General features: G+C 52.0%; 6 protein-coding genes. All 6 read right to left on the bottom strand.

Features of this window, described 5'->3' with window-relative positions; translation table 11 throughout:
• Positions 1–48 precede the first annotated feature (48 nt).
• On the bottom strand, positions 49–7,200 hold the full coding sequence (sov, locus tag ACW9SV_RS14020) for a T9SS outer membrane translocon Sov/SprA (RefSeq protein ID WP_479557404.1): 7,152 nt from the start codon (positions 7,198–7,200) through the stop codon (positions 49–51).
• A gap of 18 nt (positions 7,201–7,218) precedes the next feature.
• Complete coding sequence (gene ruvA, locus ACW9SV_RS14025; RefSeq protein WP_479557405.1) at positions 7,219–7,809, bottom strand: Holliday junction branch migration protein RuvA; 591 nt, start codon at positions 7,807–7,809, stop codon at positions 7,219–7,221.
• A gap of 157 nt (positions 7,810–7,966) precedes the next feature.
• Positions 7,967–10,237, bottom strand: a complete 2,271-nt coding sequence (locus ACW9SV_RS14030; RefSeq protein ID WP_479557406.1) for an NADP-dependent malic enzyme — start codon at positions 10,235–10,237, stop codon at positions 7,967–7,969.
• A 217-nt stretch (positions 10,238–10,454) separates the two neighbouring features.
• The gene (locus ACW9SV_RS14035) at positions 10,455–12,035 is read right to left on the bottom strand and encodes a lytic transglycosylase domain-containing protein (protein WP_479557407.1); all 1,581 of its coding nucleotides are present in this window, start codon (positions 12,033–12,035) and stop codon (positions 10,455–10,457) included.
• Positions 12,035–13,471, bottom strand: coding sequence for an Asp-tRNA(Asn)/Glu-tRNA(Gln) amidotransferase subunit GatA (gene gatA / locus ACW9SV_RS14040; protein WP_479557408.1), 1,437 nt, complete (start codon positions 13,469–13,471; stop codon positions 12,035–12,037). Before gatA ends, ACW9SV_RS14035 begins: the two co-directional genes overlap by 1 nt.
• Positions 13,472–13,474: 3 nt before the next feature.
• Complete coding sequence (locus ACW9SV_RS14045) at positions 13,475–13,861, bottom strand: Sec-independent protein translocase subunit TatA/TatB (protein WP_479557409.1); 387 nt, start codon at positions 13,859–13,861, stop codon at positions 13,475–13,477.
• Positions 13,862–13,909 lie beyond the last annotated feature (48 nt).

Consider the following 13,909-nt stretch of genomic DNA (forward strand, 5'->3'; position numbering starts at 1 on the left):
ATTAAGTTTGATTCAAAAATACGTTCTTTTTAGCACGTGCCGCAAGCCTTATTCAGATAAACTGAACCTAAGCTGGATGCCGCCCTCGGTAACGGTGTTGCGGAACGCGTTAGCCACTTTGGGTTCATTGATGTTCTGGGTGAAGTAGAACTGCAGGTTCAGGCGCTGGCTTACCACGTAGTCAATGGTAGGCCTAATCTGTACCTGCAAGGCACCGGCGGTGGTCAGGTTGTTCTGGTACTCGTTTCCGTTGTTGTCAATGGCAATGGTACGCTGGATGGTTTCATTGTCGCGTAAGGTGAAGTCAAGACGCATGGTCAACTCATTCTCCAGGGTTCGGCGCGAGCCCCCAATCCGGAACGGAATCTTGAAGTTGGTGGTGGTATAGCCAAAGCCTACGACCACGTCTTTGATGCCGTTCTCGGTTACCTGTGCGTTGGTCATGTTCAGTAAGAGATTGCGCTGGGTTCTGTACTCCACGCGGCCGGTGATCTGGCCTTTGGTCCGGAAGTTAATACCCACCAACGGCGCCATGCTCTCGGTGATGGCCACCTGGCTCACGATGTAGTACGGAATCACTTCTCCTCTCTCGTTTGCCAGGTCTGGGAAGCCAGCCGGCTCAAAGCTGTAATCCAGCGCCGTGCTGAAGTTCGCCACCGTGAAGGTTGACTGGTAGGCGTGGTTCAGGGTAAACGAGCTGAAATACTTTTGGAAGAAAGGCAAAGTAGACAACCCATTGTACACCACGTTCCAGTTAGGGAGCGGAATGGCGTCAAATGGAGTGGTTGGTTTCGCCTTGTAGCCATTGATGTCCTTGCCTTGGTAAGCATTCATGAACGCCGGGATAAGCACATCCTGAGAGTTCAGCGGGTACAAGCCCGGGCCTGATTTGGCGGCATTTAATCTGCTGGCCACCGTGGCCCGGTACCGGATGAAGTTCTCAAACGCCGCCGAGTTGTTGCCAGAGCCTCCCTCAAACAAGGTCTGCAACGAGATAAAAGAAACCCGGTAAGAGCCGGTGGTGAAAGGCGTTTGGCGCTTCACAATTAAATCCTCGGTGTCACGGCGGTAGTACACTTCGTCTATCTCAGATTTGTTCATCACGCCGTCTAAGGTGATAATGAAGTTTCTGAATGGTTCAACCGTGGCCCGCGCCGTTAGGTTGATAGACGAAAGCGAGCTCAAAGGTGTGTTCAGGTACTGGCTGCTGTCGGTGTACCAGCCTTCGCGGTTGGCGCGGTTGAAGAGTTCGTCCAATTCATATTGTTTCCCTAACACAAAGTCCAGCCCCGGAGCCCCGAACCCATCGGCTAAGCCGAAGTTCTTGGTGGTAGGCAGGAAGCCTGGTAACAAGGTTCCTTCGGTGCGGGCGTAGGTGAAGTTGATGGACCTAGCTGACATCAGGGTCCGCAGGATTCCGTTTAGTACCTGCCTTCCGCCGCTTCTGGTAGAATCTGGCGTTGCCTCCTGCCCTTGCTTGACCGACTGCTGCCGCACTCCCGGGTTAGGGGAGGCTTCGTTGGCCGCCTTCAAGAAGCGCACCTTGTTGTAAAGCCGTACCAAATCAAACTTACCGCTGACACTAGTCTCCGTGCTGTTCTCAATGGTATTTCCTAGCTGTAAGGTATCGTTTCTGCTGAGCGCGGTGGAGGCCGAGGTCCAGGTGAAACCAGCCTGGTACCGAGCATCCGCTGATACCCAATCTGTGAGCGGGAACTTGTCCAAAGGCAGGCGGTACGTGGCCGCTACTACCTGGTTGAAGTTCGTGTTCCGGCCGAAGCGGCGCAGATTGTGCCAGATTTCCTCATTCTTCCAGCGCAGTGTGTCAATCTCCTCGTTGATGCGTCCGTTCGGCTCGTCCACCACTGCCCGGTTAGTGGCCGTGTAGTCCAGCGAAAGGCTCTTGGTCAAATCCCACTTCACGTCATAGATCCGGTTAAAGAAGAACGATTTCTGGAAAGTAGGCAGGAAACCGGCGGTGTCTGGCAAACTGTACGGCGAGGTACGGCCTTGCAGGAACGTTTCATTGTACCGGCGGTCCAGGTCGGCTCTGATAGAGATTCTGCTTGGCTCCAGCGCAAAGTTGAAATCCTTCAGCCAGCGCAGGTACGGTGACTGAAAGGCCTTAACGTTGGCAAACGGCGTAAAGCTCTTAGGAGTATTGTTGTAGTTGTAAGCAATACCGCCGGTGTACGTCTTGGAGAAGTTACGATCCGTGGAAATATCGGTGTGCAAGACCTCGGTATAAGCATAGGAGAACGAAAGGTTCTCAATGTCATAAATGTGGCTTTTCGCTTCGGGGTCAGTTTTCTCTTTCCGGACGTTAAGCAGGTTCACACTCTTAGTTGTGGTCTGGCTTACCACCTCTTTGCGGTAATTGTCCCGCTCTGAGTTGTTTTCAAACTTCTGCAATGAAAGATCCAGCTCAGTGTCACGATCCAGTGGGTCAAAGCGGGGTTCACTGATGGTGGTTCCGTACTGCACAGAAAGCGGTACTACCAAGCCTAAGCCAGAAGGAAGAAGCTTCTCGGCCGCTACGTTGGCAGTGATGTCAAACTGGCCGGTAGTCTCGCGGGCTCTTTGGGCCGCCCGTTGCTGAATTCCTCCAAAACCTACAGTGGTGTAAGAACCCGTAGCGGTGATGTTGGCAAAGTCGGCGAGTTTCACGTTGGCTCTAGCTGTTGCTGCCCAACCAGCGGTGCGGTCAAAGTCAGATACCCGCAGTTCGTTCACCCAGAGGGTAACTGAGTGGGCTGCTTTGTCTGGCGTTGCCGGGTTCTCCAAACCAATCATAAGGCTTTGCACATCGCTGAAGTCTGGGTTACCCACCACTCTAAACACTTTTCCGTCTTCGCGGGCTTCGGTGAACACCTGGTTGAATGGGAAGTTGGCCTGGTTTCTTCTTGACTTTAACCGCACAAATTCTTCAAAAGCCACATCAATGAAGTTCTGTTCGTTCCAGATCTGGTACGGGTCACGGCTGCCCTGCGGCGTCATTTTCAGCGGGATGGAGAACTCGTAGTAGTTCTGGGTAAAGTCGGTGCCAATTCTGATGAAAGCGTTTACTTCATTGTCCTGGGTACCGCTTGGGCTCTGTGCGTGCACGTACATTTTCAGGCGCTTGTAGATAAGCATGTCTTGAGACACATTCTTGTACACGGCCTTGCTGAAAGAGTCTCTCAGATTTTCTACGTTCAACTGTAGTGATTGCTCGTTTTGGCGGCGGTTGTTTGCCGAAGAGTAATCACGCTGACGCTCTACCCCTGGTGGCACCACGTACGGGATGGTCCCCGCATCTACCTCACCGTTTTCCTCAATACTTACCGAAGACACCGCGAAAGCAGAAGCATCAGAGTCGCAGTCGCCCACGCAAGGAGCGCCGTTAGAGAGAATGGTGTTGTAGGTGCGCCACTGGTTTGAAACAAACTGCATCTGTACAAAGCGTAACACTACTGGTTGGGCAAACTGCGTGGCGTACATCCGCATGAACCGGATGGATTTGAAGCCCTGCATGTTGTTCACATTACCGGTAGGCTTACGCACCGGAATCCGGAACTGGTACCAGCTAATTCTATTGCCGTTGGCATCTGTTGAGTCTACTTTGTCTACAATGTAGTTGTCACCTACTGCCAAACGGTTAGGTCTCAGGTCAATGTTGTACTCGTAGTACTGCTCCACGTCACTAATGACGTTGTCTTTGTTCAGATCCTCTTTGTCTGGGAAGGCGTTGGAAGAAAGCTCGCTGTTCACCGGTGAATTGCCCTGCATGCCGTTGAAGTTCTTGTAACGACCCAGCACCCCGGCATTGGCGGCATCATAGGAGCCGTCTAAGTGGTGGCGGAAGTTATCGGCGGACGGGTCATCCAGCGTGCTGTAAATCCCTTGGAAGAAAGCCCGTTCATCACTGTCGTTCAAACCGTCCAAACCAATGTCCTGGAACTGGCGGGATCCGGGCTCATTGTCAAAAGCATCGGTCAGGAACTGGTTACGGGTTACGCGCCCCCAGGCGGTAGGCTCAGTGGTTTGAGGGTTGCCATCAGTTGGCAAGCCGTTCTCAAACTGGTAGCGTTGGTCTTTCAGGAGGTCTTCTGAGATGTTACCTAAGTTGAAGACCAGTTTACCGTTTTCGTCCTGGCGGTTCTGCGCGTCATCTAACCCGGTGATTATGCGCCGACCACGGTCCCCTTTGATGAACGGATCCAGCATCCAGAACTCCAGGTACTCAATGTTGGCGTTGTCAAAGTTGTTGTCAAAGGAAATCTCCCGGCTGATACCCCCATAGTTGCTCCGTGGGTCATTGTTCAGGAAACGACCATCAGAGGAAACATTGGGGTTATAGTTGTACTGACCGCGCTCTCTTGGGTAATAGGCCAGGTCAAAGGTGTATTCAAAGGAGTTGTTGGTCTCTGGGTCACGGTTAGGGAAGATCTCGCGCCGTTGCACGCCCCGTACGTAGTGGTTTTCCAGTTCCTCTCTAGAGATGTTATTAGGGCGTAAGCCGTTGCTGGTATAGTAAATCTGGTCAATGGTGTACCATGCCAATTTTGCGCGGTTGTAGGCGTACGCCAAACCAGAAGTACCATTTTGGAGAGGCGCTGGGGTGGCCGCCAAGCGCCAGGCATTGGTATTGAAGCCCCCCAGGGAGTAAGGCGTTTTGGCGTTCTCAAAGTCATCTATGTAAGAGACGCCGTCTTCGCCTTCAAAAGCTGTTTTCTGCGGCACCAACTGCGCGATCTCGGCGCCTAAGGTAACCGCCGACGGCTCTTTAGTTTCCAGGAATGGCAGCTTATCGGTGAGGCGGGTGAGCAAACGGGATTCGCGGCGGTAGTTAATATCAAAGCCGTAGATGGTGTTGTTGCTGGGCTCGTCGCCAATGTTCACCCGCTGAATAAACGGCCTTTCACCTTGGTGCAATACCGTGGCCCCTAAGATCAGGTCATTGTCTACCCTGTAGTCGAACCTCGCTCCCAATAAGGTCCTGGGCTGCACACTGAGGATGTCAGCCTTTTCATAGGTGACACGTAGGTTGCTGGCACTGTTAAGGTAACTCGGGTTTAGAATCTTCACCCGGCCCAGGTCATAGAATACCTGGTAGTCCTGACCTTCTACCAAGCGTGTACCGCCGGAGTAAACAGCCACCGATCCTTCCGCAATCCGGATACCCGGCAAGGTAATCTCATCGGTGCTGGAAGCTTGGTAACGGCCCTGGATAAAGAACTTGTTTTTCTGGGCGAACTGCTGCGCATCGGTCTGGATAGAGTCGTAGAGTTCCTGAAAAACGTATTTATTGATATACTGGTCTTCTTGGCCCGGCGTGAAACGCGAGCGGAGGTAAGACCCAAACGGCTCTACCTGCGGGAAGAAAATACGGCCACTCTCGGGGTCAATGGTGATGCCGGATAGGAAGTCAAAGTTACCATCGCGCGGAGGGTCATTGTTGGTGTTCACATTATCCAAATCGAACACCTGAATCAAAGGAATTCCCTTCAGGCGCGACTCATCTTGTAAACTGGTCAGGTCGCCGCCGGTGGCATCGTCTTTGTAGGTGATGTTCAACTGGAAGTTCTGCCGCTCAATCTGGTTCGCATTGAGAGCATACACGTTCTTCATCATCAAATCCCAGGTAGGGGTGTTCAGCCCTGGGTTGGTGGCGCGCAGCAACTTCAAGAAAATGACCTGGTCTTCTGGAACGTTCTGGTAGTCTTCTTGCAACTCACCCACTTTGTAGGTGCGGCCATTCAGGGTGTACTCAAACGCTACCCCTAGCACCTGCTCTGGAAGGAGCGCGGCATTTAAAGAGATATATCCTAACTGTGGATTGAACTTGTACTCGGTCTGGTCCAGGCGGCGGGCCCGTACGTGTTCAAAATCGATGGTTTTTTGCAAGCCAAACCCTTCCAGGAAGTTGTCTACCTGAGTGTTGTTTCTGACGGTAAGGCTGCTGTATAAACTATTCTGTGCGTTCCCGGCCCCGGCATTGGCAGGCAGGTTGTTGCTAAAACGGCTCCTAAACGGCGTGGGCTCGCCCAAGTCCATCAAGGCAACTACGTTCCGGAGGTTCTGGGTGGCGCGGTTATCGTTGGTGATGTACACTTCCAGACGCCGGATCACAATTCCTGAATTTACCAACGGCAAGTTGCGAAGAGATTGGTCATAACGATTCCGGAAGAACTGGGCCAGGAAGAAGTGACGGTCCCGGTCGTAATCATCGGCGCGTATCTCAAAGCGTCTGTTTTGAGCCCCGTTTTGGATATCTACCGCGTCAATGCTGCCTCGCTGGTTGGCCGCAATAGCCGTCACGGATAGTTTCCCTAACTGCAGCTGCGCTTTTAACCCGAAAAGGTTCTGCCCCCCAGAGATAAGGGAGTTGTTCAACGGAAGGCTGACGTTACCGGCCTCTATCTTCTGAATAATTTCCTCCGGATAGCCGGTATATTCCAGCTTGAGGTTGTTTTCAAAATCAAAGTTGGCTTTGGTGTCCCAGTTGGCGGTGATCCGCATCTTCTCGCCAATGCGGCCGTCAATGTTCAGAGCGATGCTCTGGTCAAACTCAAAGTCACCGATGCTCTGCTGACGCAGCGGAATGGCCGGGTTCTCATTCTTGTTGAAAAGTGCCCCAAACTTGAGCGTGGCCAAACCGTTGGGCCGTATATCTACGGTGTTTCCGCCAAACAGGCGGTCAAACGTACGTCCGCCCAGGTTAAGCGTAGGCACCAGGCGCCGGCTAGGTGCGGCAGGGTTCTGCTCATCCAAGCTAGCCGACTTGGTGCGCCAGTAATCCTTGATAGCTTTCTGCTGCTGGTAGCGCGAATACTCCTCAAAAGTCATGGTGCTAGGATCGCGGTAGTCATAGCCGCCAATCTGCTCCGTAATCTGGTACCTCTTTAAACTATCGTCTGGCTCTACCTGTAACTCAACGTTTTTTGGCAAAGGCAGCAGAAGCGGTGAAAGTGTGGTTCTGTTGGAAAAAGGATCTCCCCGGCGGTCGTCAAAAATCAGTTTAGGACGTCTGGAAGGAATATACCCCTGATTTTTTGTTGTGTCCTGTATTTCTTCTTCATCTTCTTCAGACAAGGCCATGACCGAGGTGCGAACACCCGCCATAGACAAACTCAAAGGCTCGGCTTGGGAAAGCCAAGCCGTCAACGACACCAACCCTACCGCGGCTGCAAGAATGTGAGGCTTCTTTTTGTAAAACACAAATAATGGGGAAGTTTCTTATGATGACTTCAAAGCGAACTTGATCATTTCTTCCACGGTTAAGCCAGCGCCCTCCCGCTTAATGATTGTATCCAAGGTCTTTTCGGCGACATTCTTCGCGAAGCCTAATGTGACTAATGCTGATAACGCCTCCTCTCGTGAGGTATTGTGCGCCCCAAAAGAGACACTTACCGCATCTGCGCCCAAGCCTTTCCGGAATTTATCGCGAAGTTCCAGGATGATTCTCTGGGCAGTTTTGGCACCAATCCCTTTTACCTGCTGGATGGTGCGAACATCTTCCCTGACAATCGCCTGCTGCACCTCTTGTACTGTGAGGGAAGAAAGAATCATAAGGCCGGTGTTAGGCCCTACGCCCGAAATAGAGATTAAATGTAAGAAGGCGCTTTTCTCAGCGGGGGTGGCAAAACCATACAGGGTATGGGCGTCTTCTTTGATATGCTGGTGGGTGTACAGACGGCAACGCTCTCCCTCTGGCAACTGCCCGTAGGTGTTGAGGGAAATACGTAGTTCATAGCCCACGCCTCCTACGTCAATGATAACGAAAGTGGGGTCTTTTTGAGCCAGACGGCCATCTAAATAGGCGATCATGTGATCTGTGGTGTATGGGTTGAAATCAGATATAAGATAATGAAAACATTCTGTTTTTAGCCCTTTTCAGACAAATAGGCTAAAAACAGAATGTAAAGATTGAAGCATAGTACTACTCCTATATAGGAAGGATAAAGGCAGTACGTACTAGTACTATTTATAGTTTAGCCTTGCACGTCTGGGCATCTACCACGGCAATAGCCACCATGTTGATGATCTCCCGTACAGATGAGCCTAACTGCAAGATATGCACTGGCTTACGCATGCCCATCAGGATAGGACCAATGGCCTCAGCGCCTCCAATTTCCTGCAAAAGTTTGTAAGCGATGTTACCTGCGGCCAAACCCGGGAAGATAAGCGTGTTGGCTCCTACGTTGGCAAGTTCGCTGAACGGGTAGTGCTCGCGCAGCAACTCAGGGTTTAACGCCGTGTTGGCTTGCATCTCCCCGTCAATAATCAGGTCTGGATAGCGCTGCTTGGCCATGCGGGTAGCCTCACGGGTCTTGGTAGGCACTTGCCCAGAACTAGACCCGAAATTGGAGTAGGAGAGGACTGCCATTCTTGGCTCGCGGTCAAAGAAACGCACGTACCGGGCCGTTAAGCCAATGATGTCCACCAACTCTTCCGCGCTAGGCTGCAGGTTCACCGTGGTATCAGCAAAGAAGTAAGGCTCTTTCTTGTTCTGGATAATGTACATACCCGCTACCTTGTTCACGCCTTCTTCCACGCCAATCACGTGCAGGGCCGGTTTGATGGTAGAGGAGTACTCCCGGGTAAGACCCGAGATGAGGGCATCGGCGTCGCCGGTTTCCACCATCATACAGCCAAAGTAGTTCCGGTTGCGCACCAGTTTGCGGCAGTCAAATAAGGTAAGGCCTTTGCGTTTGCGCTTCTCATATAACAAGTGGGCAAACTTCTCGCATCTGGCGTCTTCCTCGCGCGGGTCAATGATCACACTGCCGGTCAAATCCATGTTGAACTCGGCGATCATTGCCTCAATACGGGCCCGCTCACCCAACAGAACAGGGTAAGCCAGTTTCTGCTCCAGTACCGTTTGGGCCGCCTTCAGGATTTTGTAATTATCCGCCTCAGCGAAGACCACGGTTTTAGGGTTCTGACGAGCTTGGGTGAGCACGCGGTTCATCAGTTTCTGGTCAATACCAATGCGGGCCTGAAGTTCCTGATGGTAGCGATCCCAATTGGTGATAGGCTGACGCGCCACACCCGATTCCATGGCGGCTTTGGCTACGGCCGGACTCACGGTGGTGATCAGGCGAGGGTCAAGCGGTTTAGGGATTAGATAGGTGCGACCGAAAGAGATAGAATTGTCTCCATATGCTTTGTGCACGATGTCTGGAACACCCTCTTTTGCCAGTTCTGCCAGGGCATACACCGCCGCCAGCTTCATGGCTTCGTTGATCTCGGTGGCGCGCACGTCCAACGCTCCCCTGAAAATGTAAGGGAAGCCTAGCACGTTGTTTACCTGGTTAGGATGGTCTGAGCGACCAGTGGCCATAATCAAATCATCGCGGGTAGCCATGGCGGTCTCGTAGGCAATCTCCGGGTCTGGGTTGGCTAGCGCGAAGATGATGGGGTCTTTTGCCATCAGTTTCACCAATTCGGGCGCTAAAACGTTGCCGGCACTCAGGCCCACAAACACATCAGCGCCTTCCATGGCCTCGGCCAGGGTGGTGATATTGCGGGTGGTCACAAACTGGGCGCGGTAGATGTCTAGGTCGTTGCGGTGCGGGTTGATGATGCCGTCTTTGTCAAACATGACAATGTTGTCAATGTTCACGCCCAATTCAAGGTACAGCTTGGCGCAGGCAATGGCGGCGGCCCCGGCTCCGTTCACCACCATCTTGATCTTCCCGATTTCCTTTCCTACCAACTCCAAGGCATTTAGAAGAGCCGCGCTGGAGATAATGGCGGTGCCGTGCTGGTCGTCGTGCATGAGCGGAATGTTCATCTGCTCGCGCAAGGCATTCTCAATCTTGAAGCTTTCGGGGGCTTTGATGTCTTCCAGGTTGATGCCGCCAAACGTAGGCTCCAGAGACCTCACGATTTTGATGAACTCCTCTGGGTCTGTGGAGTTGATCTCTATGTCAAAAACGTCAATGCCCGCGAATTTCTTGAACAAAACGCCTTTTCCTTCCATCACGGGTTTAGAGGCTTCTGGGCCGATGTTGCCCAGTCCCAGAACGGCAGTTCCGTTGGAGATAACACCTACCAGGTTTCCTTTGGCGGTGTACTTGTACACATCTTCGGGGTTGGCGGCAATGGCTTTACAAGGCTCCGCTACACCCGGCGAGTACGCCAGGGCTAAGTCCATCTGCGTGCTCACCATTTTGGTGGGCACCACCTCTATCTTGCCGGGTTGGCCCTGGCTGTGATAATTCAGTGCGTCTTCCTTGTTAATTTTAATCATGTCCTTCTTTGTCGTGTTGTATTCTAAGTTGGCTCTTCCGCAAAACCAACGCTTGTTATGCAGGTAATAAGTTCAAATTGCTATCTTTTTTCCGATTCACCAAAGAGTGCCCGTTGTTAGATTGTTCTGTTTCAGGTACATTTTTAGGGAAATACCGGAAAAACAAAAAGCACCTCAAGCCGAAGCCAGAGATGCTAATTGTCTATTTTTTCCAGAATCAGCCTACAATCAGCTTCATGCCGGGTTTTAGCTCGTCACCTTTCAATTTGTTCGCTTTGCGCAGTTTCTCCACGCTTACGTTGTTGTAACGGCGCGAAATATTCCAAAGCGTATCACCGGGCTGCACGTGGTGCACGGTTTGCGGCTTCTCTATCTCGGCTTTTTTCTTGGCTAGTGCCTGTTTGGAAGACACCAAGGCAATGGCAGCATTTTCCTTAGGAACGGCATTGCCGTTAGGTCCAGCGTTCTTGCCCGTAGTACCCGGAAGCTCCTCCGCCGAAGCCAGCAACGCGGTTTCAGATGCCGAAGTTTCTTTCAGCTTTGTATCCTGGGGTTCCTTGGCCTCAGGCTTGAACACTACCAACTTCTGGTTGGCCACCAATGAATTACCTGATATCTTGTTCCAGGCTTTCAGCTGCTCTACTGTTACGTTCTGCTCTTTGGCTATCTTGGATAGGTTGTCATTGCGGCGCACTGTGTAGAACGACTTTTGCAAGGAGCTGTCCTGCGTAACAGGTTCTGCTTTGGCCAGAATGGTGGTAGGTGCTTCCTGCAAAGAAGGCAGTTTGGTTCTGGCCGGAGCTTTGTAAGGTGCCACGTACCGCGAAGAATCTAAAATAGCCATTCTGTTCTCCGCCAGGAACGGGCGAACATCCGCCGGAATGCGTAACGGAAAATTAGAAACGTTCTCCGGAATGTGCTTCAGCTTCAAGGCCGGGTTCAGGTCCACGATCTGGTTCTCGGGTAGGTTCAGTTGCTTGGCCAACAGTTTTAAATCTACTGGTTGGCTAATCAACATGGTATCTACCGCAATGGGCTTTTGCACGTTAACCGGATGCAGGTTATGGTCCTCGGCGTGGTTCAAGGCGTATACCAAGGCCGTGAAAGAGGGTACGTAGGCCCGCGTTTCTTTAGGTAGATATGGATAAATGCCCCAAAACGTAGTCTTACCCCCAGAGCGCGCAATGGCTTTCTTTACGTTACCCGGACCGCAGTTATATGCCGCTAATGCCATCTCCCAGCTCCCGAACATGCGGTACAGTTGCTTGAGGAATTTGCAGGCCGCCTCGGTAGATTTCTCCGGGTCCATGCGCTCGTCCAGGTAATGGTTCTGCACCAAGCGGAAGTCACGACCAGTGAAGTCCATGAACTGCCACAGACCAACCGCTTTCGCCGAAGAAACTGCTTTAGGCAGCAACGCTGATTCTACCACTGCCAAATACTTCAACTCATCGGGCATGTTGTGCTTGGCCAGGTACTTCTCAAACATAGGGAAGTACATGGGTTTGCGTTCCAACACGCGCCGGGTGTATTTCCGGTTCCGGATGGTAAAGTAGTCAATCAACCCTCTTACCTGCTTGTTGAACTCCAGGGGGATCTCTTGCTCCAGACAGCTGAGGCGGTCTTGAATCAGTTCATCGGTTTCTACCGGAATGAATTCTACAGAGTCAACAAGTACCTTGGTAGTGTCTTTTACTTGCACCACTGGAAAATCCAGTCCTGGTTTTTGCTTGGCCTGCACCGCAGAGCCCAAGCCTAGTGTAAGTACAAGGCCAGTAAGAAAGGTAGTTTTGCGCATTAGGCGGTTAGGTGTGGTTGATGGTTCATCAGTTGTTTGGAGAAGGCCAGTAACTGTTCTTCGCCAAAAGCTTTGGTCATCAGCTGTATCCCAATTGGCAGCCCTGCGGCGTCTTGCCCAATTGGTAACGAAATAGCCGGAATGCCTGCCAGGTTTGCCTGTACCGTGTAGATATCTTCCAGGTACATGGCCAGCGGGTCCTTGGTGTTTTCCCCTATCTTGAAAGCAGTGGTAGGGGTAGTAGGTAAAATCAGAAAATCGTATTGGCTTAGAAGCTCATCAGTTTTCTCTTTTATTAGGCGGCGTACCTGCTGCGCCTTGGTGTAGTAAGCGTCATAGTAATCAGCGGAGAGCACGAACGTGCCCAAAATGATGCGGCGCTGTACTTCCTTCCCGAAGCCTTCGGAACGGGTTTTCTTGTACATAGAGGCCAAATCCGTGGCGTTCTGGCTCCGGAAGCCATACTTCACCCCATCGTACCGGCCCAGGTTTGAACTGGCTTCGGCGGTGGTCAGGATGTAGTAGGTGGGCACAATATAATCTAAAAAATGGAATTCCACGGGCTCAACCGTATGGCCATCAGCCTGTAAGCCATCTAGCACGCCCTGCACAGCGGCTTTCACCTCAGCGTTCAGACCCGGGCTCTCAAAGGAGTCACGGATGAACCCGATGCGGGCTGGTCGGTCAAAGGTCAGGTTTTGGCTGTAGGCAGGAACCGGGCGTTGGCTTACGGTGGCGTCAAACTCATCAGGGCCGGCCATCACTTCCAAGAGAAGCGCGGCGTCTTCCACGCTTTGCGTGATTACACCAATCTGGTCAAAAGAGGAAGCATAGGCGATAAGCCCGTAACGCGAGATGCGCGAATAAGTAGGTTTCATGCCCACCACGCCGCAATAGGCAGCCGGCTGACGCACGGAGCCACCGGTGTCTGACCCGATAGAAGCTAAGCAAAGGTCGGCTTGCACGGCTACGGCAGAACCTCCCGAAGAGCCACCCGGCACGCGGGAATTATCTACTTCGTTCAGCGCCGGACCAAAAGAGGAGTTCTCGTTGGAACCGCCCATGGCAAACTCGTCGCAGTTCTGGCGACCGATGATGATGGCATCTTCGGCCAGAAGGCGTTGTACGGCCGTAGCGGTGTACAGAGATTTGAAACCGTTCAGGATTTGGCTGGAAGCCTGGAGCGTGTGGCCCTCGTAGGCCAGCACGTCTTTGATGCCAATCACCATTCCGGCCAGCTTGCCGGCGGTACCGGCTTTCAATTTGGCATCCACTTCTTCGGCTTGCCGAAGGGCTTCCTCTTCAAACACCTCCAGAAACGCGTTCAGATGACGCTTGGTGTTGATGTTCTCCAGGTAACGCTCCACAAGTTGACGGCAGGAGAGTGCGCCTCTGCCTATCTCCTCGCGGATAACGTCAAGGGATGTATAACGCATGTATTAAACGTTCGGGTTGTGGGTAGTAGGGTTTGGGTTGGCATTTGGCGCATTGTCATAAGGCGCATTGCCGTAAGGAGCACCGTTGTTGTAAGGTGCGTTGTTGTTGTAATTAGGATTGTTATAACCTGGGTTTGGGTTGGTGTAGCCCGGGCCGTTGTTATAATTGTTTCTGTTCTGGGTATTGGAATGCTGGTCATTGGTGCCAGCGTTCTCAATGTCGTTCTTGATCTCTTTGGTGGCGTCTTTGAACTCACGGATTCCTTTTCCCAGGCCACGGGCCAGGTCTGGAATACGCTTGGCGCCAAACAGCAACAAAACGATTAACACAAGAACGATCATCTCGCCGGTTCCTAAGTTGCCGATAAATAATAAGCTGGATAACAACATAGCTCTACTAATAAGGTGTTAAGAATGTAAAATTAGGGTATAATTTTC

It is taken from the genome of Rufibacter sp. JT20002 (assembly GCF_056491185.1).